This is a genomic window from Bacillus sp. 522_BSPC, from assembly GCF_001076885.1.
GTDB classification, from domain to species: domain Bacteria; phylum Bacillota; class Bacilli; order Bacillales; family Cytobacillaceae; genus Niallia; species Niallia hominis.
In genome coordinates this window covers 60,986-86,629 of the sequence record NZ_JVDT01000149.1, presented here as the reverse complement: position 1 = coordinate 86,629, position 25,644 = coordinate 60,986, and the positions used below count along the sequence as shown (strand labels likewise).

The 25,644-nt window shown below is 34.6% G+C and carries 24 protein-coding genes and 1 other RNA gene; 4 read left to right on the top strand and 21 right to left on the bottom strand.

Translation table 11 applies throughout. The annotated features are described in order from the left end of the window. Positions 1-331: 331 nt before the first annotated feature. The 11 genes from ADJ83_RS12020 to ADJ83_RS11975 form a co-directional block, all read right to left on the bottom strand. Complete coding sequence (locus ADJ83_RS12020; RefSeq protein ID WP_031538098.1) at positions 332-1,855, bottom strand: carboxypeptidase M32; 1,524 nt, start codon at positions 1,853-1,855, stop codon at positions 332-334. Positions 1,856-2,070: 215 nt separating this feature from the next. Continuing rightward, entirely contained in the window at positions 2,071-3,984 is a 1,914-nt protein-coding gene (locus ADJ83_RS12015) for an ATP-dependent DNA helicase (RefSeq protein ID WP_031538099.1), read from the bottom strand. Between the two features lie 234 nt (positions 3,985-4,218). Next, complete coding sequence (locus tag ADJ83_RS25605) at positions 4,219-4,389, bottom strand: hypothetical protein (RefSeq protein WP_155986757.1); 171 nt, start codon at positions 4,387-4,389, stop codon at positions 4,219-4,221. A gap of 101 nt (positions 4,390-4,490) precedes the next feature. Next, a complete protein-coding gene (locus ADJ83_RS12010; protein ID WP_031538100.1) occupies positions 4,491-5,624 on the bottom strand; it encodes a THUMP domain-containing class I SAM-dependent RNA methyltransferase in 1,134 nt (377 codons plus the stop codon). A gap of 212 nt (positions 5,625-5,836) precedes the next feature. Beyond that, positions 5,837-6,218, bottom strand: an RNA gene (gene rnpB / locus ADJ83_RS24585) — RNase P RNA component class B. 108 nt (positions 6,219-6,326) lie between these two features. Continuing rightward, the gene (gene gpsB, locus ADJ83_RS12000) at positions 6,327-6,629 is read right to left on the bottom strand and encodes a cell division regulator GpsB (RefSeq protein ID WP_031538103.1); all 303 of its coding nucleotides are present in this window, start codon (positions 6,627-6,629) and stop codon (positions 6,327-6,329) included. Between the two features lie 75 nt (positions 6,630-6,704). Next, a complete protein-coding gene (locus tag ADJ83_RS11995) occupies positions 6,705-7,262 on the bottom strand; it encodes a DUF1273 domain-containing protein (protein WP_031538105.1) in 558 nt (185 codons plus the stop codon). Between the two features lie 387 nt (positions 7,263-7,649). Continuing rightward, positions 7,650-7,991: a spore coat protein gene (locus ADJ83_RS11990; protein WP_031538106.1), complete on the bottom strand. Its 342-nt coding sequence runs from the start codon at positions 7,989-7,991 to the stop codon at positions 7,650-7,652. Positions 7,992-8,401: 410 nt separating this feature from the next. Next, positions 8,402-9,679, bottom strand: a complete 1,278-nt coding sequence (locus tag ADJ83_RS11985) for a ribonuclease H-like domain-containing protein (protein WP_031538107.1) — start codon at positions 9,677-9,679, stop codon at positions 8,402-8,404. A 10-nt stretch (positions 9,680-9,689) separates the two neighbouring features. Beyond that, a complete protein-coding gene (locus tag ADJ83_RS11980) occupies positions 9,690-11,972 on the bottom strand; it encodes a DEAD/DEAH box helicase (RefSeq protein WP_031538108.1) in 2,283 nt (760 codons plus the stop codon). Positions 11,973-12,057: 85 nt separating this feature from the next. Then, positions 12,058-12,840 carry an alpha/beta fold hydrolase gene (locus ADJ83_RS11975; protein WP_031538109.1) on the bottom strand — a complete coding sequence of 261 codons (783 nt, stop codon included), beginning with the start codon at positions 12,838-12,840 and terminating at the stop codon, positions 12,058-12,060. Positions 12,841-13,199: 359 nt separating this feature from the next. Here ADJ83_RS11975 and ADJ83_RS11970 point away from each other — a divergent pair, with 359 nt between their 5' ends. Further along, positions 13,200-13,685 (top strand): Hsp20/alpha crystallin family protein, encoded by a 486-nt coding sequence (locus ADJ83_RS11970; protein WP_031538110.1) that lies wholly within the window; start codon positions 13,200-13,202, stop codon positions 13,683-13,685. 140 nt (positions 13,686-13,825) lie between these two features. Beyond that, positions 13,826-13,978, top strand: a complete 153-nt coding sequence (locus tag ADJ83_RS24580) for a YpzG family protein (RefSeq protein WP_065429091.1) — start codon at positions 13,826-13,828, stop codon at positions 13,976-13,978. Positions 13,979-14,032: 54 nt separating this feature from the next. Here the strand turns inward: ADJ83_RS24580 and ADJ83_RS24405 are convergent, their stop codons facing one another. The 4 genes from ADJ83_RS24405 to ADJ83_RS11950 form a co-directional block, all read right to left on the bottom strand. Continuing rightward, the gene (locus tag ADJ83_RS24405; protein WP_051640973.1) at positions 14,033-14,551 is read right to left on the bottom strand and encodes a YppG family protein; all 519 of its coding nucleotides are present in this window, start codon (positions 14,549-14,551) and stop codon (positions 14,033-14,035) included. Between the two features lie 167 nt (positions 14,552-14,718). Then, complete coding sequence (locus ADJ83_RS11960; RefSeq protein WP_031538112.1) at positions 14,719-15,090, bottom strand: YppE family protein; 372 nt, start codon at positions 15,088-15,090, stop codon at positions 14,719-14,721. A 49-nt stretch (positions 15,091-15,139) separates the two neighbouring features. After that, complete coding sequence (locus tag ADJ83_RS11955) at positions 15,140-15,400, bottom strand: hypothetical protein (RefSeq protein WP_031538113.1); 261 nt, start codon at positions 15,398-15,400, stop codon at positions 15,140-15,142. A gap of 146 nt (positions 15,401-15,546) precedes the next feature. After that, positions 15,547-16,527, bottom strand: coding sequence for a DUF2515 family protein (locus ADJ83_RS11950; RefSeq protein ID WP_109767881.1), 981 nt, complete (start codon positions 16,525-16,527; stop codon positions 15,547-15,549). Positions 16,528-16,607: 80 nt separating this feature from the next. Between ADJ83_RS11950 and recU the strand changes: the two genes are divergently transcribed. Both recU and ADJ83_RS11940 read left to right on the top strand, forming a co-directional pair. Continuing rightward, on the top strand, positions 16,608-17,213 hold the full coding sequence (gene recU, locus ADJ83_RS11945; RefSeq protein ID WP_031538115.1) for a Holliday junction resolvase RecU: 606 nt from the start codon (positions 16,608-16,610) through the stop codon (positions 17,211-17,213). 36 nt (positions 17,214-17,249) lie between these two features. After that, the gene (locus ADJ83_RS11940) at positions 17,250-19,937 is read left to right on the top strand and encodes a penicillin-binding protein 1A (protein ID WP_031538116.1); all 2,688 of its coding nucleotides are present in this window, start codon (positions 17,250-17,252) and stop codon (positions 19,935-19,937) included. Between the two features lie 68 nt (positions 19,938-20,005). On the opposite strand, the gene ADJ83_RS11935 is transcribed toward ADJ83_RS11940, so the two are convergent. From ADJ83_RS11935 to ADJ83_RS11910, 6 genes are all read right to left on the bottom strand, one after another. Continuing rightward, positions 20,006-20,410 carry a YpoC family protein gene (locus tag ADJ83_RS11935; protein WP_152910818.1) on the bottom strand — a complete coding sequence of 135 codons (405 nt, stop codon included), beginning with the start codon at positions 20,408-20,410 and terminating at the stop codon, positions 20,006-20,008. Between the two features lie 110 nt (positions 20,411-20,520). Continuing rightward, positions 20,521-21,177: an endonuclease III gene (nth, locus tag ADJ83_RS11930; protein ID WP_031538118.1), complete on the bottom strand. Its 657-nt coding sequence runs from the start codon at positions 21,175-21,177 to the stop codon at positions 20,521-20,523. A gap of 125 nt (positions 21,178-21,302) precedes the next feature. After that, a complete protein-coding gene (locus ADJ83_RS11925; protein WP_031538119.1) occupies positions 21,303-22,013 on the bottom strand; it encodes a DnaD domain-containing protein in 711 nt (236 codons plus the stop codon). A 192-nt stretch (positions 22,014-22,205) separates the two neighbouring features. Next, the gene (asnS, locus tag ADJ83_RS11920) at positions 22,206-23,498 is read right to left on the bottom strand and encodes an asparagine--tRNA ligase (RefSeq protein WP_152910820.1); all 1,293 of its coding nucleotides are present in this window, start codon (positions 23,496-23,498) and stop codon (positions 22,206-22,208) included. 334 nt (positions 23,499-23,832) lie between these two features. Next, positions 23,833-25,032 (bottom strand): pyridoxal phosphate-dependent aminotransferase, encoded by a 1,200-nt coding sequence (locus ADJ83_RS11915; protein WP_031538121.1) that lies wholly within the window; start codon positions 25,030-25,032, stop codon positions 23,833-23,835. Between the two features lie 22 nt (positions 25,033-25,054). Continuing rightward, entirely contained in the window at positions 25,055-25,528 is a 474-nt protein-coding gene (locus ADJ83_RS11910) for a DUF5590 domain-containing protein (RefSeq protein WP_031538123.1), read from the bottom strand. Positions 25,529-25,644 lie beyond the last annotated feature (116 nt).

Below are 25,644 nucleotides of genomic sequence, written 5' to 3'. Positions count from 1 at the left end.
CTCCACCTTTTGCCCACAGCATTTGCAAATTGTCTTTTCATTATAGATGGTCAGGCAGTGACTACAATAATAATTCTCCATATTTATCACACCCACTTCTTTATAAACATATATTAGTATATTTATCATTCATGGAATATGTGCCGAAACTAGAAAAGATTAACCGATTTGTTATAATCGATTGAATTGCAATGCTGCTGTAATATAGGGAGCCCTTTAAAATTACCCTCGCTTCATCGAGACCACTGAAAAACTGATAGCTATTGATGATTGGCGTAACCGCCTTTTAAACTTAGATGTGTAAATTGTTCGTTCAGTCAATAAGTGTTGATTATTGCTCTAACTGATATACGTCACTATATTTAGTGTAAAGATAATCAATTAGATATTGAGCATTTAGGCCCTCTCCAGTAACATCTTTCAATATTTCAAGTGGTTTTTTCATTTTTCCGTAGCGATGAATTTTTTCATTAAGCCATTCTTTTATAGGCAGTAATTGTCCTTGTTCTAATAAATTATCGAATTCAGGAAGGTCTTTTTGCATTACCTGTTTTAGTTGCGCTGCATACATATAACCAAGTGCATAGGAAGGGAAATAACCAAAGCTTCCTCCGGCCCAATGTACATCTTGAAGAACCCCTTCCCCATCATTTTCAGGAACCACTCCTAAATAGGACTGATATTTCTCATTCCAAATCTTTGGTAAATCCTTCACTTGTATATCACCATCAAATAAACCTTTCTCTATTTCATAACGAATCATGATATGTAGCGGATAGGTTAGTTCATCTGCTTCAATTCTAATTAAAGAAGGCTTCGATTCATTGATCGCACGATAAAAATCTTCGACAGAAACTTGATCAAACTGACCGTTTGTATGGGATTTTAAGGTTTCATAATTATGTTTCCAGAAGGATAAATTTCTTCCGACAAAATTCTCATAAAATAGTGATTGAGATTCATGAATTCCCATCGAAGTTCCCGAACATAAAGGAGTTCCGATTAAATCTTTGGAAATATTTTGTTCATATAAAGCGTGACCAACTTCATGAATTGTTCCAAATACAGCTACTCTAAAGTCTGACTCATCATATTTCGTTGTTATACGAACATCACCTGGATTGATTCCTGTAGCAAATGGATGAACGGTTTGATCTAAACGTCCAGCATCAAAGTCATATCCTACTTGCTTCAACACTTCCAAACTAAATGCTTCTTGATCTTCTTTCGAAAATCGCTCATATAAGAACTCTGTAGATGGTTTATGACTTGATTCTGCAATTTTATGTACTAAAGGCACTATTTTCTCTCTCACATTAGAAAAGACTTCATCCAATATAGCGACTGTCATACCAGGCTCATACATATCTAATAAAACATCATATTTATTGTTTGTATGTCCCCAATACTCGATAAATTTCTTGTTCATTTCTACTAGTTTTTCTAAATACGGCTGAAAAAGTGCAAAGTCTGCTTTCTCCTTCGCTTCTTCCCAAACACTTTCTGCTTTTGATTGAAGCATAACATATTCCTTGTATTCTTGAGCTGGAATTTTTTTATTGCGATCAAAATCCTTTTTCATTTCCTCTACTGTCTTTCTTGTAATCGGGGATAATTCCTCTTGAACGATCTCTTCAGATAGAACAGTAAGATAGGATTCTAATTGTTCAGAAGTTGATAATTCGAATAATTCAGAAGATAACACTCCGATTACTTCTGTTCGTTGATTGACTCCCTTTTTTGGAGCACCTGTACGTAAATCCCAATAAATTAGAGCGAGCGCTTCATTGTATGCTCCTATCTTCTTCACATACTCCAAAAATTTTGTTTCCATCTCTTTTATATTAATAGACAATATACTCTCCTCTTTTCCATTTTAGTATTCTTTTATCATAACATACCTGTTGGAAAACTAGATATATTATGATATTGGAGTAAGTAAAAAAAATGTACTCGCTTATTTTGAAAAAAATGCCTCATTCGTTCATTCTGAGCTGCAACAAGCAACTATGTGTCCTATTTTTAAGACACACTAATAGAATGACTAATGAGACATTTATGATTAATTGCTTAATTTGGTGTTACAGGCAATGCCTTTAATACAGCATTTTGTACGAGCTCTGTTTCATCGCTATCCATACATAAATGAATGGAGCCCTTATCTTCATGTGTACGTATTAAACGACCAATGCCTTGACGTAGTCTTAAAATCATATAAGGTAAATCCACTTCTAAAAATGGATTTCCGACATTTTCTCGTTTACTTTTATACACTGGATCATTTGGAGGAAATGGCAAGGAATAGATAAACACATTTTCTAGAGATCTACCTGGCACATCTAACCCTTCCCATAAATTCACTGCACAAAGGATGGATTCTTCCTCATTTTGGAAGTTAGAAACAAGCGTACTGATTTCTCTTTCTCCTTCGAAATAGATTGGAAGCGAAAAGTCCTTTGGTAGATTTTCCTTAAAACTAGCCAAATCTTCTTTGCTATTAAAAAGAACCAATGAGCGTCCCTCTGCTTTTATCAACTCTTCATAACAATATTCCTGTTTTTCCATATTCATTTCTTTCTCAAATGACTTAATATGAACATTCATCTGCTCATCGTAATCAAATGGAGAATCAGCAGAAAAAGAAAGATAATCAGATGCTCCGATACTTCTGGCCATATATTCAAATGATTTGTTTTCAGACAATGTTGCAGATGAAAAAATAATTGGTTTTTGTTGGCTAAATACTTCCTCTTGCATAATGTCTTGAACAAGTCTTGGCATAATTACAAGCGTTCTTTCCCCATTCATTTCTTCAAACCATGTAATTCCATTCATTTCCTTCAAAAATAAGCTTAAAGAATGAGATATCTGTTCTAAATACTCCTCAACAACTTTTAAGTCATATTCATTAATAACATACATTTCGCTTTCGAACACAAGCTCTTCCTCTAATTCCGAAATATATCCTGCTAATTTTCTTCCTGCTCGCATTACTTTGTCTGTTTTTTTAATTTCTTGTTTTTCAGAGCCTTCTGCTTTAAAGGAAGCATCTGTTAACTCTCTAAAAAACTGCTCATTCTGATAGATTGTTTCTTCAATAATATTTAATGTTTTTTCACGCACATCATTTGCCATCAATCTAGTTAATAGATTTTCCAAATTTTGTTCTGTTAAACGATAGGTTAACGCATTTTGTGCTGCATATTCTAGTAAGTGACCTTCATCAAAAACTACGCACGCACTATCAGGCAGTAATGGAAGCTGCCCTTCTCTTTTTCTCGATTCTTTTGTCCAAATATGTTCCATATAAAAATCATGGGAACATATGATTAAATCCTTGGCATTACGATAATAATCCCTGTGTAATGTCTGTCCACAACGGTGGCGTTTATCACATGTAAAACAATCTTGCATGGAATCCCATGCCACACCTTCCCAATCCTTATCATTTAGATCTGGGTAATCCTTTCTATCCCCATAAGGAGCAAAGGATTGCATAGAACCTGTTCCGTGAACGAATTCAGGAAGACTGTCATAAATAGAATTATAAGTATCTTCAAAAGTGATTTTTTGATCCAATTTTGTTAAGCATAAATACTGGTTGCGGGATTTTGCCAATCGCACATCAATATTTAATCCAAGAGCTTGCTCTAGCTTGGCAATATCGCCTTCTTTTTTCACAAGCTGTTCGATTAATGTTTCATCTGAACAAGCAATAATTGCAGGCTTGTTTACATATCGAGCATAACAAATGCTGTATAATAAATAGACAAATGTTTTTCCAGTACCGACACCTGCTTCTGCAAAAATCGTTTTTTTATCTTTAAATGCTTTTTCTAATTGATAAGCCATATAAACCTGTTCATCACGTAATTCATATCCTGCTTCTGGAAGAATGTCATAAAAGACGTCACCAATCCATTCTCCCAATTTTTCATAAAATGATTCTGTTTTTGCTACTTCAAATGGCATGCTATTTTGCATGATACCCCTCCGACTTTACGAATTGACTTCCTTTTTTCTCTCTTTGCTATATATAAAATTATCCTTATTTATTTCATAACGAATCCTTATCATAGACAATTTATAACTAATATTCAAGTGAAAAGAGGGTTGCCTTAAAATAATTTGGCACCCTCTCAAACATTTATGGCATTTTTAATTTGTTCTAAAGTAAAAAAATCAGAAAAGAAGAACCTTCAGAGCACCATTTCTCCTTCAGCCCCTATCTCTAGACAAGGAATAAGACATTGCTTGGTGAACTATTTGTTGGGCGTTAGACAGCTTTTGAATCACGCTTTCGTCTGCAACTCCTTCTCCAGCCATAAGATCGATAGAAGAATTCAATGCATCCATAATTTTTGTATAGTCTACTGTATTATCGTTCATAAATATTCCCTCCAGAAAAATACGTATAGAATAAATATATACGGATACAAAAAAAATATACTCATCGAATACAGTTAATCTGTTAAAGGAATTTTAATTTGTTAATCTCTTTTTCGCTTTCCCCAATACTGGTAATAATCTGTTCTGATAAAACCATTGAATAGTTTACGTTTCTTTGTTGCTTTTCTGCCGTAGTGTGTTTCAAACGCTTCATCACTTGTTAGCATATAAATAGACCATGTTTCAAGTGGAGCAAAAGCCTGTCCCATTTCTTGATACATTTTTTGAACAGATGGCTTATCCCCTAATCGTTCTCCATACGGCGGATTCCCCACAATAACACCATTTTCTTTCATTGTGGTAAAGTCTTTTACTTGCATTTGTTTAAAAGTAATTAAATCTCCTAGTCCTGCCTCAAATGCATTTTCTTGAGCTATTTTAATCATGCGATGATCAATATCTGATCCAAAGATTTCAAGTGGCTGGTCATATTTGGCAGTATCCTCTGCCTCTGTACGGACATCCTCCCATACTTTAGCTGGCATCCAATCCCAACTTTCTGAAATAAAGTCACGATTAAAACCTGGTGCGATATTTTGTCCAATTAAAGCAGCTTCAATAGGAATCGTTCCAGATCCACAAAAAGGGTCTACGAATGGTCGATCTGCTGTCCAATTTGTTAGTGAAATTAAAGCTGCAGCTAGGGTTTCTTTTAGTGGTGCTTCCCCTTGATCAGCTCGATAACCTCGTTTATGAAGACCTTGACCTGAAGTATCCATTGTTAATGTAACAATATCCTTAAGGATTGCTACTTCTATTTTAAATAAAGCTCCGTTTTCCTCTAGCCAGCCAGTTTTTTTATAATGTGAGCTTATACGATTAACGATAGCCTTTTTAACGATTGCTTGACAATCCGATACACTGAAAAGTTTTGATTTTACTGATTTACCTGAAACAGGGAATTGAGCATGAACAGGTAAATAATCCTCCCAACGAATCGCTTTCGTCTTTTCAAAAAGTTCATCAAATGTAGTTGCCTTAAATTCGGCCACTTTAATTTTTACACGATCTGCTGTACGAAGCCACATATTTGCTCTTGCAATTGCGGTTTCATCGCCTTTAAATAATACTTTCCCATTATCTACTGTACATTCATACCCTAACTCTCGTACTTCTTTCGCAACTACTGCTTCAAGCCCCATAGCAGCTGTTGCTATTAATTCAAAGTTTCGCATATTATCTCCTTCATTTCACTATAATTTCATCTTATGTATGTTGTTTATTTTTACTTTTATTTTGATACAAGAAATAGTCCATATAAAAAGGATGACCAGATTAAATGCATGACATACTGTTTTAAGCCAAAACGCTAACAGTTTATCAGACACTAATCTCCGTGTCACCCTTGTGATTTTATCTTCATTCTCATCATTAATCAACATAAACGCTTTATAAGCCATGTTCTGTTCCTCTGTACTCATACGACTTTAACATCTCGTACAAAGGCGGTAATCATCTATCTACAGAAATATAATTTCTGTCCTTCTCATCCGTTCATTTCCTCAGAGAAAGTTCCCCTACCATAATTTGGGTTTCTCGCTCGCGGGGTTTACCTCGTTCCACCCTTGTCATTTCTGACAAGGCTACGTCACTGTGGCACTTTCAAGGTATTCATGCCATATCCTAAGACTTAGGCATTTTCCCTGCCGTCAACATAAATATGCTGCCCTAGCTTATTTTTTAACTAGGCACGAACACTACAAGCATCGCAGCCTGTGCGAGCATGGACTTTCCTCTACAAACTAAGTTTGCAGCGATTACCAAAGCGTTTTATTGATACAATAGCTATTATAGTGGTTTTACCAAAGCATTGCAATGGTTATTATAGGTAATTCTTAATCTATTATGCAGCATGACCTGCATTTAGTAAATGTAACTCAATCGTAAAGCTTACTACCAAACACATGCTTTTCTAAATTAGATAATCTTTTTAAAATATCAAAGTTAGTTGTGCCTGCTGTAGTTGGAGGTGGTTGTCTGCGACTAGCATCCTCCACTTGCTTTTTTAAGCGTAAATTTTCTTGTTGAAGCTCTTCAATTTCTTGATGCAATGTTTCATAATCTTTAATAATTAAATCTAAAAACTTATCTACTTCTTCCGGCTTATATCCTCTTACACTAGTTTTGAACTCTTTTTCCAAAATATCTTTTGCTGTTAATTTCATTTTATCTGATAGCATTTATCGCTCACCTCAGTCGATTACCATTTATCTCAATATTTTTTCAAAAATACGCCATTTTGTCAATTAATTCTACTAATACTCTTCATTAAATCTTACTTCTTCCACAATATCTTGTAAATCTGAAAACTGGATTTTACGAATTTCAAAGGTGTTTTTTTCCTGATACATTTTAGCCAATTCGTACAAATATTTGGGACTACCAGGGTTCTCCTCATCATAAAACAGAAGAAGAGCATCACTTTTTTTCAGTAAAAATACATTCTTATCTCTTAATTGCTGTGGATTTTCATATGCTTTCTTGGATACTGAATCAACGAAATCAGCCTGAATCATAATTTCTTCATACCATTCTTTATTTATTTCTTTCCAATTTTGTTCCTGTCCAAGAAATGGAGTAATAATTCCTAGTTTTAAATCAGGATATTCTTCCATTTGCAAATCATAAACAACTTCAGCAGCCCAGAGCTCTGTACCAAGTTGACCACTAATTAATACCCATTCAAGTCCTTCTTCCAGCATTATTTGCAGGTTTTTCCTAATTGCTAATTTTATGTATTCTACAGCTAGTTCGTCTCGTTTAAATATTCCTATCTCAAAAGGCTTATAGCCAGAAATGACGGCTATTTTCATAATTGTACAAGTAACTCCTTCGTATTAACCATTATTACTTTAAAATATATCATAAATAGTTTTTCCCATAAAGAATTTATACCTCCTAAAAGAAGAAGAACACCGTTTTTAGCTCTGCTTCTTTGCTTGCTGATTTCATTATATGTTAAGTATTCGATAAAATGATCGAAAATAATCGTGATGAAAAAAGGATTTTTCCAGGCAATGTTATCTTTTTTCTCCCCTACTGATATTTACGGGAATCATTCTTTTCTTTTTGACTAATAATCTTCCCACCTTCCTTCCGCCACTACTCCTAGTAAAAAGTAAGTTTAAGTGTGGGTTTTAAAATAACTTTTCTATAAATAGAAACAAGGATCTCAAACAAAGATCCTTGTTTTAGCTTACTTATCTTTTTCTAAATGGGAATCCACCAGGCATACCAGTTTGAGCCGGGAACATTTGACCAGTTGCTGTAAATGGAGTTCCTCCAGTTGTTGGCATAGCTGGAGTTGCTGGTGCCATTGGTGCCATTGGAGCTGAACCCATATTAGCTTGAGTATTAGTTACCACATTCTCAACAGATTGAGTGTGTGGGAAGAAATGTTGATGCTCATAGTTCACATGGTTTACAGTAGTAGTATGTGTTGGATGAATATGTGGCACAATATTATTAGAAAAAGTGTTATTCACACAACATTTTGTTGGATGTACTACTGCAGGTAAAATGTTATTTGGTTTACAATGCATAAGAAAATCTCCTCTCAAAAATTAGTTATCTTACACTAACAATTTATGTAGAAAGGGATAATCTTGTACTAATACAAACACCTATTTTGCCGAGAGAACTTTTTACTGCATCATTAATCACCATAATTCCCAATATTATTTGAGTCATTATAATTTTATAAAAGGGCATAGAAGCTGTCTTTTAGTGTTGTAAATAAGATGATGGTTAAACAAATAAGAACAAAAAACATACACATAACCACTTTATACAAGTTCGTTCACTCCAAATTAGAATTTCATCTATGCTAATTTGTATCTTCTATGAAATTATATTGTTGTTAAATTACTAAAATATATTTCATAGAAAAAAGTTTTTAGTATAAATGAACCAATTACTATTTTAATAGGGAACGGGCGTACAAACAACTAGGTTATTGATGGAATAACTGATTTCTATTATTCATTTGCAGTTTTCTTTCTATGCGTTCACTTCTTTTTTGAAGTTCAAACATCATTTTATCTAGCTTATCTTTGTGTTTTACTATTTGCTCTGCTGTTTGGGTATAGTTTAATGCCAGTTGATAGTTTTTCTCTTTATGTTCTGCCATTTTAGCAAGTTCTATTAGTGATTGTAAAACCATTGCAACTTTTGTTTCTTGTGTATATGTTTGAACAATTTTTCTCCAAAGCTCGGCAGCATCCTCTAATCTTTTCTCTCTTTTATATTCTTTTGCTAATAAAAAGGCTGCCTCTAAAACTTCTTCTTTATTTTGCTCCTGAATACTCAGTAAATTTTGTTTGGCAATATCAGTCTGGCCAATTACGGCATACCATTTTCCAACTTCTAACGTTTCTTTGGCACTAATGTTATAATCTCTTCTTAACAATTGATAGCTTAAATGGGTATATAAAGTAATAAGAGAAAGGATATCTATTTCATTATGCTTTAAAATACCAAGCATTCCTTCAGGATTCTTTCGTTCAACAAAGTCAAAATAAATCATGGGGGCAAGAAATCCGGGAATATCATCCTGCCGCTTTACTCCAAGGATTTCTTCCTCCACGATAGACAGCTTTGTTCTATCTAAACGATGTTTCCACATCCGCCTTGCCCCGTGATATAAATCAAAATGACCGAATTCAGGGAGCTTTGGTACATGCTCCTTTATTAGCGTATGTCTTGTTTTTACTTGTGGCCAATCAAAAGCTTTTCCATTATATGTTACGAGAGTTGTATAGTCTACATTCTCTAAAAAACTATTAAATAAAGGCACTTCTGCTCCTGGATGTGGCAATATATGCTGTTTTAGAACTATTTCATTTTCTCGTAATTGTGCATACCCAAGAATAAATATAGTATTTCCCGTACCGCCTCCAAGGCCAGTTGTCTCCGTGTCAAAGAAGAACAGCTCCTTTGCCTGATGCCCTTTTGCTGAAAGAGGATGGTCGTAATTGACTTTATTCCATTCGTCCACAATGTGACAAAACTCCCGAAATGTATAATTCCCATGTGTATAGTCCAGAGGATAGCTTACTTCACGAATTAAACAATAGTCCTGATCTAGCCAATAAGGATAGACATTTTCTTGCTCCCACTGCTGGATAAATGGAATATTCTTTCCCTTTATCTCGATATTTTTAACAGGAGTAGTCTGTTCTTCTTTTTTTATATGAGACTTCATTCTACTTAACTTATTTTTAATCGACATATTATTCCCCTTAAATAGAAAAATTACTTTCTTCCAAGAGCGAAAGGATTCTAATTACATCCCTTTTACTGTTATTTGAATGGCTCTCTGTTCCTATACAAGAAGGACAGCCGTATTCACAAGCACAATTTTTCACCATTTTTTTTGCTTCCTTTAATACTGATGGCATTTCTTCATATATTTTTTTACTTAAGCCGATTCCACCAGGATATTGATCATAAAAGAAGATTGTTGCTTTTTCATTATGCTCTGCTTTTACTTGTGGAACTACATGTAAGTCAGATGGATCTGCCATAACAAGAAGCGGTGCTATATGTTTTAATGCATGAGCAGCACCAATTATGCCTTGTTCGGTTTGTTCTTGATCCCATGCTAATTTTTCTTGTGGAAAAGAAAGCCATGCCGCATTTGTATGAAGCTCTTCTTCAGGCAGAGTAATGGGACCAGAACCTATATTTTCATGTGTTTCAAATTTTATTTTTTTAAAAATTGTACTCATTGCTATAATACTAACATCGCCAAAGCCTGTTTCTGCTTCAGAATAATCGGTTCGATTATCTTCTTCCAAAACCTTTAAAGAGACCGCTAAATTGGCATCTGTATAATAATCGACACTGACTTCACGAACATATGCTTTTTTTTCTTCCCAATCAAGTTTCTCCACTTGATATTGAATCCCTTGATGCATATAAATAGCTTCTTCATGTAATAGAGTCATCGCAGAAAAGCGATCACTTTCTCCAATCACTCTGCTTTTACTACGATCAGAAATGTCAATAATGACTATATTTTCTTGTGATGCAGAACGAAGACTTATATTATGTGCTGGAAAAGAATCATTCATCCAATACCATTTATCTCCATTTTGAAAGAGGATTCGTTCAGTTGTTAAAAACTCGAGTATTTCTGTTATTTCACAATTTCCAAATGTTTCTCCTTCTTTAAACGGAAGCTCGTAAGCCGCACATTTCATATGATCAATTAGGATAATTAAATTATCAGGATTTATCCTCGCTGTTTCTGGATTTCTACTAAAAAAATAGTCAGGATTAGCAACCATATACTGATCAAGGGGACTAGAGCTTGCTACCATAATCACAAGTGATTCATCATGTCTACGCCCAGCTCGTCCCGCCTGTTGCCATGAACTGGCAATCGTACCAGGGTACCCTGTCATCACACAAGCTTGAAGTTGTCCAATGTCTACACCTAATTCTAATGCATTAGTACTAACAACTCCGTAAATATTTCCATGTCTTAAACCTTGCTCAATATCCCTTCTTTCCGTTGGTAAATATCCGCCACGATAGCCACGAATAGATTTTGATCCAAGCTGATACTTAACTAGTTCCTGTAAATAAGTTAGTAGTATCTCAACTCGCACTCGACTTTTGGCAAAGACGATTGTTTGAATTTTATTTTTCAGCAATTCTCCTGCTATCTGCCTTACTTCTAAAGTCGCGCTTCTCCTAATGTTTAAAGGAATATTCACAATGGGAGGATTATAAAAGACGAAATGTTTCTTGCCGCTTGGAGCACCATTATTGTTAATTAGCTTAACACGCTTTTCTGTTAAATTTTCTGCCAATTCCTTTGGATTCGCAATGGTTGCAGATGTACATACAAAGACAGGATTGCTGCCATAGAAGGCACAAATCCGCTTTAATCTTCTCATGACATTCGCAACATGACTTCCGAAAACGCCTCTATAAATATGCAATTCATCAATAATGACATATTTTAAGTTTTCAAATAAAGATACCCATTTTGTGTGATGTGGCAAAATAGCTGAGTGAAGCATATCCGGATTTGTGATGACGATATGCCCTGCCTTGCGAACCTTCTGTCTAATCGAAGCAGGAGTATCTCCGTCATATGTATAGCTATTTATTTGTAATTCAGCACTTTCAATTAGCTCATTTAATTCACTTTTCTGGTCCTGTGCAAGTGCTTTTGTCGGGAACATATACAAAGCTCTTGCGTTTTTATTTTCAGCAATGGACTGGATAACAGGAAGATTATAGCAAAGAGTCTTTCCTGATGCAGTTGGCGTGACAGCAACTACACTATCCCCTTCCCGAATCGCCTGATAGGAGGAGGATTGATGTGTATATAATCGTGTAATGCCCCGCTTTTGCAATGCATCTTTTAAATTAGGTAATAAATCTTCTGGTAGCGGGGCTGTTACAGCTTCTTTCGGTTCGATTGTATGCCAATGGGAAATTTTTTCTTTATAGTCTTCCTTTGTTTTTAATTCTTTCATAATATCTTGAAGGTTTTTACGTACGTTCATTTTGATTCACCTCTATAACCTCCATTCTATCGAATAGACGTTCGATTTAAAAGAGATTTTCAAAGAAAAAAATAACCATTATTTGTTAGTTCTCTTTAACAAATGAATGGATTGCTTTTGCTAAGTCATTGGGAGCTTCCTGCATACTCATATGTCCAGTTTCTAATCTAACTTCAAAAATATTCGAGCTTGATGCAGAAGCTACTCGATCCACTGAAACCACTTTATCTTTTGTTCCCTTTACCAATAAAATAGGCAAGTTAGCTTCATCCACAACATCATTTCTATCTGGTCTATTTCTCATAGCTGCCTGTGTTTCCATAGCAGCTAAAGCATTAGTGCCATAACCAATTGTTTTTGCCTTTTCTACTTCGTTCGTTAACTTAACAAGGGATTCGTCTGCAAATAAATTAGGAACTAGACCATTTACAAACTCTATAATGCCGAGGTCTTGAATTTTTTGAATGGCGTTTAGCCTACCTGCCTTTCCCTCTTCTGTATCAGGATATGCGGTTGAATGAATTAAGCCAAATCCCTTTAAGCTTTCTATAAAAAGATCTGCAAAAGCCAATGTCACATAACCGCCTAGTGAATGTCCAAACATATATATTTTTTCAATCCCTAATCTCGCTAATAACTCCTTAATATCCTTCGCTAAATCTTCTATTTGAAAGGGTTCTCCACTAAAGCTTGAAGTTCCATGTCCCCGTAGATTGACTGCTAATACATGATATTTATCTGCAAGTAATGGAATAATATACTCCCAGTAATCAGTACTTCCACAAAATCCATGAATGAGTACAATGGTTTCCCCTTCTCCTTTTTCTATATAAGAAAGCTCTTCCTTACCAACTTTTATAGTATTCATTTTTACTAACTTCCTTTCTTCCGCTTTTCATTTAATATAGCACTTTTTATAAAAACAGATAAAGTAAAACGTCATTAAAAGCGGTTCATTTGTTGAGCTATTCAAACATTTTCATAAACATGATCTCCTCACCTACTTAAGCCAGATGAGAGAAAAATATTGGATATATCAAAACTCTTCTTGGCATCCTTTTTTCTATTTCTAATTAAAAATGGCAGGGGGACGAAACACCAATTGTATGTATTAGGCATAGTATAAGTAGAAAAAGGCCTATTCAATTGCAGTTTTCTCCCTGAATAGAAAAAGGAAGAAAACATTTATCAACTTATGTTCATGTTTTATGTAAGGAGTGATTTAAAATGTCTTCCAATTTTCCAATTGACCCGAATAAAAAGGAGAAAAATCCTCAAGTTTTAAATGGATTTATGCGTTCGATGAATCAATTTTTCCAAGAAAAGCCAGTGAAAAACTTTCTACAACAAATGGATGAGTTTTTTAGCAATCCATTTCCAAACATGGCTTTTCCCGTTAGTGTGAATGAAACAGAAAGTGCAACAATTATCAAAGCAGAACTTCCAGGAATCAACAAAGAACAAATACAATTAGATATCTTTGACCATCATTTAACTATAAGTGTAAACCATCAGGATATCATTACAGAAGAAAATACGAAAACGAAAACATTTCATACAAGTCAGACGTTTAAAAAAAGCAGCAGAACTATTGCGTTTCCTCACCCTATTGATGAAAAAAAAGTCAAAGCATCCTATCAAAATGGCTTGCTTATCATTAAAATACCGAAACAAAAAGGGAAAAAAATAATGATTGAAGACCAAAGTTCCTAAACCAGATAGAGTAAAAAATTATAATCTGCACATATTAATAGTGGATGCTAAAAGAAGCACACTCTCCTTCCTGAACGCAAGAAGGAGAGGTTCCTTTTCATCCAAAAATTTCTTCTAATCTTACTTCCTGAGGTGATAAGATGAGTTATAAAGATCAATTAGATTCTCATTCTGCGCTTTTTCATCACAATTGGACGAGACCAAAACGTTCTAAGTCCCAAGTAAATGGGCATACACAAATGTCTCAAAACAATATCATTCTAAGAAGTAATGCAAAAGCACACCGCTGGTAAGTAGAGAAAAAGAAATGGAGGCTGTCGATTGACAGCCTCCTTGTTCAATTCTGCTTATACTTTAAAGATTCCGCCGACGCCCTTTACTAAACCCGTAACCTGATTCATCGCGTTCATCATCATTCCAGCAGTATCCATCATCTTATTAAAATCTAATGAACCGTCTTGTGATTTAAAAGAATTCATAATACTTTTCACATTCCCTTGTTTTTTGGGGATAAATGATTGCTTTGGATATGGATTCATAAAGCTTGGATTTTGATTCATATAATTTTGCGAGTAATGGTTCATTTCCGTGTTATCCATATAGTGCAATGGATTTTGGAAAATGTCTTGGGTGCTGCTCTTGTATGCATTTTGCGGGTGATAAAAACTCGGTTGGTTGTTTGGATAATTAGGTTGCATTGGCATATGATAGTGATTTTGTCCATTCATCCCTACCCCATTCCATTGCCCTTGGTCCATGTTCATATAAGGATAATAATATTGTCTGTTCTCGGTTTGTGAATATGGCGTCGTATAAGCGTTCAGATAAGGTACATTTCTTCTTTGTGGATTAGATGCTCTATACATGAAAATCTATCCTCCCACGTTAAAGGTATCCTTCTCTACTATATGATGATTTCGCCTATCCCGTGCATTCATTATCAAAAAACAACTGACTAAATGGCATAGACGAATTACCCTACCTTTAAATAAACGAAAAAAAAAGAGATTTTTCATCTCCTTTTGACATTCCCCTATTGTTTTTCCGCCGTTAGCAAATCCAGTAATGTTTGTAATATATACTTTACAGATTTTGCCGAATCAAGAAACCGTTTCTTGCTCGTTTGCGTAAAAAATGCTTGAATCGAAATTAATTCAATATGATCAGATGCTGTATTAATTTGAATGGAACTTAAATAATCAGGCTTCGCTTCGCTGACCCATGCTTTAGCCATTTCCTTCCATTCATCATTAATCTCTTTAATTTGATTCGCAAACGGACGAACGACTTTATAAAAATCCTCATTTACTCCCGATTCCTTCACTTTGTAAAACGTCTCAACTGAATATTCGACTGCCTCTAAAAGTTTCTCTGTATAATCCATCAACTGATGATTTTCGGTCAATTTTGCCACTCCATTTACCTAATGTCGTTAATCCATTTATTTTAACGATTTATTTTGCTAAGTTCAAGTAAAGTGGCATTTTTCTTGCATAAGGAGAAAGGTCAGTAGGATTGCAGACTTGGCTTGCTGTAATATTTTCCCTAAGTGTATCCATTACATTTTCAAGTTCATTTAAAGAAGTGATATGCTCCTCAATAAGTTGCATATTTTGATTTCCCGATTTAAAAAGTGTCTCATCTAATGCATCTAACTCTTCTTGGATTTCTTCTAACATATTCAATAACTTTTCTTTTGTATAAGCAATTTCCATGCAAATCCCTCCAAGCTATTTTGATATATAATCTTTTCTTTTTTTTTATGAACTATCCTCCCTAAGTGACAAAACTAGAAGAGATTCGGCAAAGAAAGTAGATTTTCTTATTCCTCGTTTAAAATTCGACAAAGTAGAAAGATGGACTAGAACCACTTATTTTTTTGGCGAATTAGTTCATGTAACTGCTCTTGTTTATTAAAGTACCAATCCGTTATTAAGAATGGTTCTTTATTATCACCACTTACTCGCCATTTATGCTTAATTTTCTTTTTATACCAATCACCTCTCTCACTATCACGATGATTGACTATTGGAAAAACAGCTCGCAATATTGGTGTTGTATTGGTCATTTTGGGGTATATATATTTTTCATAATCCTTTCTCGACCCAGTATGTTCTCTTTTTCTTGCAAAATCATAGAAGTCTTGATATAAATTATTTTTAAATAATAGGTTTGCTAATGTATTTCCTAGCCTAATTCTCTCATCAAGGGAAGTAAAGTTCGCAACGCTAGCTCCGTATAGGTTCCCATATAATGTTGGAAAAAGTACAGCATTAAAATGTAGTAAATCTTGAAAAAGATAGGGAAGATAATGAAAAATATGATGCTTAATTCTTTCATTTTTAATTACGGGCTTCTGAATAACATTTTGTTCATTAATAATCAAACTGTTCATTAACCTTTTCTTATCCCTATTCTTCCAGAATTCCAGCCATTCTTGTTCCATAAAAGAAGAAACCTGAAAAACTTTTAATAAATGAAACATTGGCGCGTTTATTTTCGTCGAATATTCATAGAGTAATAATTGGGGGTATGCATCTTTAAAAATAAGCCAATTTGCTTTCTCATAGGTTAGGTAAATTTGCTGCCTTTTTTTTTGACTAACTAATTGCGGCAGCCAGAGCCCATTTAAGTCACACATATTCCAGCCGGCATTGCGCGAAACTTGACTGGCAAGAAAAGCCCATTGTATTTCTTGATTTTTGTTATAATAACGAAGATAGGCATTTGTTCTTGATATATTGTCTAAGTTGCACTTATCAGTAATTAGCCTTATTCTAGTTATAAGTTTTTCTTCTTCTATTGGAGAAAAATACGAATTTATACCTATCAAAATGTTCACCTCTTATGAACGCTTTATGGTATTATTGTTTGTTGATTGCAATAAGTTATACTTTGAAAGGATCTTTGTGAGGTGAAAAAATGAAGATTCATTACCCAAATGGAAAAAGATATTCTCCGCTAAAAAACGAGAATATTAAATCACAAAAAAAAATTAGTTATAGTAACAGGGGAATGACTTTAGAGGATGATTTGAATGAAACAAATAAATATTATTTAGAATTTGGGAAGGCAGTTATACATAAAAAGCCGACACCTGTTCAAATCGTTCAGGTTGATTATCCAAAAAGAAGTGCAGCAGTCATAAAAGAAGCCTATTTTAAACAAGCTTCCACTACAGACTATAACGGTGTTTATAAAGGAAAATATATAGATTTTGAAGCGAAAGAAACGAAGCATACTACTTCTTTTCCGCTAAACAACTTCCATGAACACCAAATCAAACATATGCGGATGGTATGTGAACAACAAGGAATTTGCTTTGTCATTATCTCCTTCTCTGAAACAAGTGAAATATTCTATTTAACAGCAGAAAAACTCTTTATGTTTTGGGAAAGAATGATAAATGGCGGAAGGAAATCGATTACGAAACATGAATTAGAAATCAATGGTCACTCTATTAGCCTTGGTTACCACCCTAGAATTGACTATATTAAAGTAATCGATACGATATATAAATTTAACTAATTCCTTTTTGTTTTTCAAAGAAAGGTAGGAATAACAATGACAGATAAATATCAAACGCGAGAGGAGCGTCGCAAGCAACTCGAAGCCTCAAAGAAAAATGCTCCTAAAAAAGCAAAGAAAAAAAGTGGCATGAATTTGTTTAAGCGCGTTCTGCTTATCTTATTAACAATCGGTATTATTGGAATAATTGCAGGTGGAGTAACTTTTGCCATCATGGTAAAAGATGCGCCAGAATTGAATCCCGAAACATTAAAGGATCCAATTTCTTCTACCATCTATGACAAGAATGATAAAGAAATAGCAAAAGTAGGTGCGGTAAATCGCGACTATGTAAACTATGAAGATATTCCTGATTTAGTAAAAGATGCATTTATCGCAACAGAAGATTCCCGTTTCTTTGAGCATCATGGGATTGATCCCATTCGCTTAGGCGGAGCGGTTATTGCAAACTTTAGAGATGGATTTGGTTCAGAAGGAGCAAGTACGATAACACAGCAAGTAGTGAAAAACTTCTTCTTTAACCAACCGCAAAAAACATTAACTCGTAAAGCCCAAGAAGCTTGGCTTGCCCTTGAATTAGAACGCAAATACTCTAAAGAAGAAATCTTTGAGATGTATGTAAATAAAATCTTTATGTCGGAAAATATGAGCGGTGTTAAAACAGCCGCTAAAGTATATTTTGATAAAAGCTTAGATGAATTGACACTACCGGAAGCAGCTCTTCTTGCTGGGATGCCACAGGCGCCGAATGCCTATAATCCGTTTAATAATCCAGAAAGAGCAGAAAAAAGACGTAATATTGTATTATCTTTAATGCATCAGCATGGATATATATCAAAAGAAGAAATGGAAGAAGCTCAAAAAACATCGGTTGAAGATACATTAGTAGCAAAAGAAGATCGACAAACAAACGACTTACCTTACGATCCATTTATAAAACAAGTTATTGCCGAAATTGAGAAAAAATATCCAGATGTTAATGTATATACAGATGGACTAGAAATTTATACAACAATGGATATAGAGGCACAAGACTATGTCGAAGAATTAATGTATGAAGGAGAAATTGTTGAATTCCCCGATGAAGATTTCCAAGCAGGAATCACCTTATTGGATACAAAAACTGGTGGAATTTTAGCTCTTGGTGGTGATCGTGATCCAGATGTAAAGCTAGGAACAAACTATGCAACAGATATAAAGCGACAACCTGGATCTACAGCAAAGCCTATACTTGACTATGGTCCAGCAGTTGAGTATTTAAAATGGGGAACCTATCAAACAATTGTAGATGAACGTACTACTTATTCTGATGGAACATCTATTAGCAACTGGGATAATAGCTATAAAGGGTCTATGACTATGCGAAAAGCATTAGAAATGTCTAGAAATATTCCTGCACTAAAAGCCTTCCAAGCAGTTGGAGCAGAAAATGCTCAAGAATTTGCTGTCAATCTAGGAATTCCATTAGAGAACGCCTATGAATCCTATGCAATTGGTGCATTTGAAGCTAGCACGCTAGAAATTGCAGGTGCTTATAGTGCTTTTGGAAATGAAGGAGTTTATAATACACCACATGCCGTACGCTCATTTAAATTAAAAGATGGCACAAAGATAAATATGGAACCTAAATCAAAAGTTGTGATGCAAGATTATACAGCTTTTCTCATTACAGATATGCTAAAAGGTGTACTCACAAGTAGCGATGGAACTGGAAGTCTTGCTAATATTCCAGGATTGCCTGTCGCTGGTAAGACTGGGACGACCAATTATTCTGAAGAAGAACGAAATAAATGGGGTATTACTAATTCAAAAAGTGTTCCAGATGCTTGGTTCGCAGGATATACAACCAACTTTACGATGGCTGTATGGACTGGTTACACAGAACGAAAAAATCCAATTGAACCTGGTTTAGATCAGAAAGTAGCCCAAAAGATTTTTAAAGCAGTAATGGGCCATATTTCTGAAGATGTAGAAACTGCTGATTTCAAAAAACCAGATAGTGTCGAAACGATAAAAATAGAAAAAGGTACGTATCCAGCTAAATTGGCAAGTCCATACACGCCAAGCAGTCAAATCCTAACTGAGTATGCTGTAAAAGGTAATATTCTGAACGAAGTATCACAGAAATACAATAAGCCAAATGCTCCTACTGGAGTGAAAGCTAGCTATAACGAAAACAGTGATCAAATCGAGTTATCATGGGATTATGGTGATAAAGATGGCATTAAATTTGACGTAAGTGTAAGTGTCGATGGTGGAGCTAGCGAGCAGCTGACTGTTACTTACGATACAAGCATCAAAATTACAAAACCAACGGCTGGTAGTACGTATACCTTTACTGTAAAGGCAATTAAAGATGATTTAGAAAGTGATCCTGCATCTAGTAATATTTCTGTGCCAGAGAAAATCGAGGAACAGCCACCTGAGGATCCAAATGAAACGATAGATGATGAAGAAAATCAAGACGATCCTAATGGCGAAGAATCTGACGATAATCAGGACGAGGAAGGCGACGAAGATTCTGATAATGGCGGAGACAATAACAGCAACAATGAAAATGGCAATAACAACGGAAATGATAACAATAACAATGGAAATGGGAACAATAACGGGAATAATGATAATGGGAATAGTGATGATGTTCAAAACAATAACACCAGCACGACTGACATCAATCAAGATAAAGAGAGAAATAGAAATAACAATCGAAATGACTCTCAATAAACCTGTTAAAGAACCTGTTTCAGCAAAAGAAGAGGACAATTCCAAATGGAAAAGTCCTCTTCTTTTTTCTAAATATTCCTATTTAATTTTACTAATTTTATCGCAAACTGCTTTTCTAACTCTTTAAACAACTCATCCAATTGTCTATAGGAATGATACCCATTCAGCCTTTTTAGGATAAATTCGAGACGATCTTCTAAATTAAACGGTTTTACTTCTAGACTTTTGTCTACTAAACCATCTATTAAATTCACCGGTTTTTCATTTATCCAATATAGGCATTCTAAAAAGTATTCCAAAGCTATTGTTAATCCGTATTGTAGATTTAACGTATCTCTGTTCGCTGCAAATTGTTGTAGCTCCACTTTAAGAAGCTTCCACTCTTCTAGTATCTTATTTACACATTCCTTAACATTTTCTATATTCCACGGGTGAAACGTTTCCTTGTTATAATAGTAATTTGCTTCATGCAAAAAAGCTGGTCTCCTAACAAAGGAATCCGTCTTAATACATGAAAATTCCTTGATCACTGGGAAAGGGCCATATAAGAGCTGTACGGGGACATCTAATTGATTCTTGTCCATTATACTATACCTTTAGTCTTCATTCTTTTTTTGCCTTCTCTACATAATGCTAGCAGCGGACAAGCTTCACATTGAGGATTTTGCGCCTTACAGTGATATCTTCCAAAAAAGATCATGCGGTGATGAGTCACAGACCATTCATCCCTAGGAACTTTTTTCATTAATGTTTTTTCGACTTCTAAAACAGAATCTTTCCATCTGCAAATCCCTAATCGCTTACTTACCCTTTCGACATGTGTATCAACAGCAATAGCAGGCATATTGTAGGCAACAGAAACAACAACATTGGCTGTTTTTCTTCCTACACCTGGTAGATTAATCAATTCATCTCGATCCATTGGTATCTCACCATTGTATTTTTCTAAAACTATTTGGCAAAGTTTTTGAATATTTTTTGCCTTATTTCGGAATAAACCAATAGAGCGAATATCATTCTGCAATTCTTCTAAAGGTACACTTAAGTAATCTTCTGGTGTCTTATATTTTTGGAATAAGTTTTTTGTCACCTTATTAACTAGCGCATCCGTACATTGTGCAGATAAAGATACTGCAATAACCAATTCAAACGGATTGGAATGAACTAATTCACAATGTGCCTCAGGAAACATCTCTCCCATTTTATCTAGGCAATATCTGATTTCATCTTTTTTTAACATGCGATCCTCCGAATTAATAAACTATAAATCTATAAAAAAAAGGTCATCCAAAGAATAAATTGGACATCCTTTCCGAATGATAGTAATCTTACTGACTAACTTATTTAATTTTATTCACCTATTAATTATTGATCCAACCAATTATAAAAAGGTACTGCTTTTTTGTTGGGAGCCTCTTCCCTCTGTTCTATTTTGTATCCAGTAGTTTGATGCTGTCTAAACTTTTTCCCATGATTTTTTGCTTGTTCGAGTGTTTTAATTCCGTTTTTCTTCCATTCAAACAAAATTCGATCAATATATCGAAAGTTTAATTTACCAGAAACAACTGCTTCTCTAAGAGCTGCTTTTATTATTGCCATTTCATGCTGATCATCATCGACCCACATATTTAATGTCTCAATTTCAAAAGGAGATAATGGTCGACCGAATTCATGCTCAAAGCAAGTATATAAATCAGATTCTTCTTTTTCGTTTAAAGCTGCTTCTTCTTTTTTATTATTAAGTAAAAATTGCTCAATTAATTTATTCCAAAGGGGCTCTAAAGAATATCGCTCAAATCGAATCCCTGTATCACTGTTTCCTTCAATTATCTCGATAAAACCTTTTCTAATAAGCTGACTCAATAACTCGCGGCATTCCATACTATCTAAAGTCATTTGATCAGCTATTTCAGACGGGGTTGGAAAATCATTGCCCCGTTCTAAATAGTAATGTATTTGCAGCAAAAGCACTAATTCTTTTTCATTTATCTTCAAATATTTATAGTGTGTTAGAAGTGTGGAAGGAATATTTATATTCCCCTCTTGCAACCATTTTAAAAAAATTGTTTTATTCATAATGACACCTCTAATTTAGTATATCATGTTGGTCAGATGCATGAAATAATGAAAATCACCCAAACCTAGCAATAGTTAACAAAAAGAAGAAGGGAAAAAATAGGATTGGTACAAAAGGTGAAACCTCACACGAATTATCGATGTGAGGTCAACTTTTGAAAAACTTTCCATATTTTTCACCCTATTATTTAATCAAGGATATAGACGATTTAATAATCTTGGGAACGGAATTGTTTCACGAACATGTTCTACGCCTGTAATCCATGCGACCGTTCTTTCTAAACCAAGCCCAAAACCAGAATGTGGAACAGAACCATATTCTCTCAGTTCTAAATACCATTTATATGTTTCTGGATCTAATTGATGTTCTTCTACACGCTTATTTAGGAGATCCATATCATGAATACGTTCAGAACCACCTATAATTTCACCATACCCTTCAGGGGCAATTAAATCTGCACAAAGCACAACATCTTCTCTCTCTGGATGTGGTTGCATATAGAAAGGCTTGATTTTAGTTGGATAATGGGTAATAAACACAGGTTTATCAAAGCTTTCAGCAATGGCAGTTTCATGTGGAGAACCAAAATCATCCCCCCACTCAATATCATCAAAACCTTTTTCATGCAAGAAAGTAATCGCATCATCATAGCTTATTCTCGGGAAAGGCGCTGTAATCTTCTCTAATTTAGATATATCTCTTCCAAGAGTTTTAAGCTCTAGCTGACAATTTTTCAAGACAGATTGAACAACATAGGATACGTATTGTTCTTGAACCTCTAGGTTTTCTTCAAATTCAACAAAAGCCATCTCCGGCTCAATCATCCAAAACTCGATTAAATGACGACGTGTTTTTGATTTTTCTGCACGGAAAGTTGGTCCGAACGAAAAAACCTTCCCTAACGCCATTGCAGCAGCTTCCATATAAAGTTGTCCACTTTGTGATAGATAGGCATCTTCATCAAAGTATTTCGTTGCAAACAGTTCGGTTGTACCTTCTGGAGCACTTCCTGTTAAAATTGGTGGATCTACCTTAACAAATCCATTTTCATTGAAGAATTCATAGGTAGCACGAATAATTTCATTTCTTACTTTCATTACTGCATGTTGACGTTTTGAACGTAACCATAGGTGACGATTATCCATTAAGAATTCTGTGCCATGTTCTTTTGGTGTAATCGGATAATCTGTAGAAGTATGAATCAGTTCCACATTTGTAACAAGTAATTCATATCCAAACGGAGATCGTTCATCCTTTTGTACTGTACCAGTAACATATACAGATGATTCTTGTGTAACTGTTTTAGCTGTTTGAAATACTTCTTCCTCTACATCACTTTTAACAATTACTCCTTGAACAAATCCAGATCCGTCGCGAAGCTGCAAAAAGGCAATTTTCCCACTAGAGCGCTTGTTGGCAATCCACGCACCTAATTTAACCTCTTTATCAACATATTTTGGTAACTCGGCAATAGTTGCTTTAATCACAATTAACTCCTCCAAAAACAAATAAATATATGTACTTAAATAGAGGCGGTTGTTCTATCCATAATAAAGATAATAAATAAACCGCTTCTTCCTACCTGTTTAGCTGATTTAGTAGAAAACATACTAGTTATAAAAAAATATTCTACCAAAACATTATACCTTTACATCTTAAGACAATCAACACTATCGAACATACAATAGGCAACAATAATAGTGTTTATCACTAAATTCTCTACCTGTTCCCATTACAGTATTCAAACAGCAATAAAGAAAAGAGAGAATGCCAAAAAAGAGATAGAAATTTTTTGACATACTCTGCTATAAAGATAAATTAATTATTCACAACCATTTTTTTTTCTACAAACTGTTCCATCCGCTTTACTGCTTCTTCAAGCTTTTCAAGTGATGTTGCATAAGAAAGTCGGATGTAATTATCTGCGCCAAATCCTGAACCAGGCACAACGGCTACTAATGCTTCTTCTAACAAGCCAGCAACAAACTCATCAACTGTTGCATATCCTGTTAATTCTACTGCTTTTTTTACATTTGGAAAAAAATAAAATGCTCCTTTTGGCTTTATGCACGAAAAACCAGGAATTTTATTTAATTTCTCATGTATGATATCTAAGCGCTTATTAAATGCTTGGCGCATTTCTTCCACTGAATCTTTTGGACCAGCGTAAGCTTCAATCGTAGCATACTGAGATGGTGTGGTTGGATTTGAAGTACTGTGACTTGCAAGATTCGCCATCGCAGTAATTATTTCCTTATTTCCTGCAGCATACCCAATTCTCCAGCCTGTCATCGAATGAGATTTTGATACCCCATTTATTACAATAGTCGCTTCTTTAAGTGCAGGAGATAAAGAAGCAATCGATACATGTTTACTATCGCCATAAACTAATTTCTCATAAATTTCATCAGATATAATTAAAATATTATGTTCTAAGCAAACATTTCCAATTTCCTTTAATTCTTCCTCTGTATAAATCATTCCAGTTGGGTTACTTGGTGAATTAATAATAACTGCTTTTGTTTTTGAGGTAATTACTCCTTTTAATTGTTCAGGAGTAATTTTAAATTCATTTGACTCATATCCCTCTACAAAAACTGGTACACCTTCTGCAAGCTTTACTTGCTCTGGGTAACTAACCCAATATGGGGTAGGAATAATTACTTCATCCCCTTTATCCAAAATAACCTGGAATAAAGTAAATAATCCGTGTTTTGCACCATTTGTAACGATAATCTGATTTGTATCATAATCTAAATGTTGATCTTTCTTTAGCTTTGCTGCAATTTCTTTTTTTAATGTTAGTAATCCTGATGCAGGCGTATATTTTGTATGACCTTCATTCATACTTCTAACCGCAGCATCAATAATATTTTGAGGAGTGTTAAAGTCTGGCTCTCCTGCGCCTAAACCAATAACATCATGACCAGCTGCTCTTAAACTCGCTGCTTTTGCTGTAATGGCCAATGTTGTAGATGGTGTTAATGCGTTCACTCTTTGCGCTAATTGAATTTTCATTCCTATTTGCCACTCCTATCAGTTAATAATTTTCAATTGTTAAAAGGATTTCTCCTGTCTCAAAATCTAACCAATGGTAGTTTATTGAGTCCGTATCTGTATGAGAATAAATCTCCCAAACAGGCAGTCCATCATACATCCCTAAGCGGACTGCATTTATTTTTTCTGGTGATTGCTCCGATAATAATATATTAAGTGCTTCTTGTTTGGTTAGCCCATCTTTTTTCAGCTTTTGAGTAACTTGATGGCTTTGTTCATTTATCCAAACAATCATTTCTTCCTTATCATCGTTCTTTCCTTCTAGAATATAATAGGCTTCCTTCCCATTATATAATTGAAAGCTATCAATCTCCTTCATATCTGATTCCTTTTTAGCAATCGTTTCAGCTATTTCTCTTGCGGTTTTTATAGGCTTCATTGCTTGTACATATGTATGAATACTTACACCTATTCCAATAAGAAAAACAACAATAACAATCCATATCCATTTTCTCATCTTATTACATCACTTCTTTAAACCAGTATTTTGTACATAGGTTATTATAACAGTATTTATAAATAGAAAGAAATTATTTTCTATAAATTCGTTGTTATTTGTCGAGCAACTAATTG